Source organism: Acinetobacter sp. WC-743 (assembly GCF_000335555.1).
In the GTDB taxonomy this organism is placed as follows: domain Bacteria; phylum Pseudomonadota; class Gammaproteobacteria; order Pseudomonadales; family Moraxellaceae; genus Acinetobacter; species Acinetobacter bereziniae.
Genome location: NZ_AMFQ01000027.1, coordinates 1 through 972 on the forward strand (window position 1 = coordinate 1; position 972 = coordinate 972).

Here is a 972-nt window from a genome sequence, read left to right on the forward strand (position 1 = left end):
ACAACACCTGTACCGTAGTCATAGCCAATAAACCAATTCATCGGTAGTTCACTGTTTAATGCTTCTTCTTCCTTGATCGAATTAAACCATTCGTAATTAATTGCTGTAAGCCAACTTACTGTTTTGATACCTTCAATTAAATCTCTTGCTAACAACATCGGATCACCTACATCCATTGCCCAAGCTTTACGAGCCATAAAAGCTTCAGTCGGTTCATTTTTATCACTTCGGATTTGAGAAATAATACAAGCATACCCAGCGTAGCCATATTTGGCTTTTAAACGTTGCGCAGACTTAATAAATAGATCAATAAAAGCTTTACTATTTTCACCAACCCATTCGATTGGCATAGAAAAAGTTAATGTACTTTGATAATTCTTTTTTTGAGCTTGCCATTGACTGCGCCCACTTACAAAAAACTCCCATGCACCAGTGGCAAACTTTTCAATGCCACTTGTGTAAAGTAAAGATAGTTCTTTCATTTGAGTGTAGTTGTTTAAAATTTTTCGAATGGGTTTGACCTTATTAAAAGTATTACTTGCGCTTTCACTTTTAGGAGGCTCTCCTTGCCACAACCAAGTTAAATGTGCTTTGGCATAGACTTGATAATCGTCAAAGCATTGAGCAATCGCTTCACGCATTTCATCGCTATAACCCTCTTTAAAGTATATAACCGCACGAATCGCAGGAATCGCACCGACATAGTCTTCCCCACCTTGTGGGGTGAGTAATCCACCACCAATTGCACCTTTTTCTTGTGTCGCAACCCATGCTTTGTAGTCTTGTTCTTTTTTAAAGTGCATATGATTAATACGCCCTATTACCAATCTATACGTTTATCTAAAAAAGCATACTGACTATTTAACTTAGGTTCATCTTGTAACTTTGTAAAATATTCGAGCTTTTGATCATCTTCTATATCAAAACGAGCTAACCAGTGATTGGCTAAATAGCCTTTAATCAGTGGAATTT

The 972-nt window shown here is 36.9% G+C and carries 1 protein-coding gene; it reads right to left on the reverse strand.

The features are described from left to right. Positions 1-803, reverse strand: an 803-nt coding sequence (locus ACINWC743_RS04360; RefSeq protein WP_009584502.1) for a type VI immunity family protein, incomplete at its 3' end; no start/stop codon positions are given. Between the last annotated feature and the right edge of the window lie 169 nt (positions 804-972).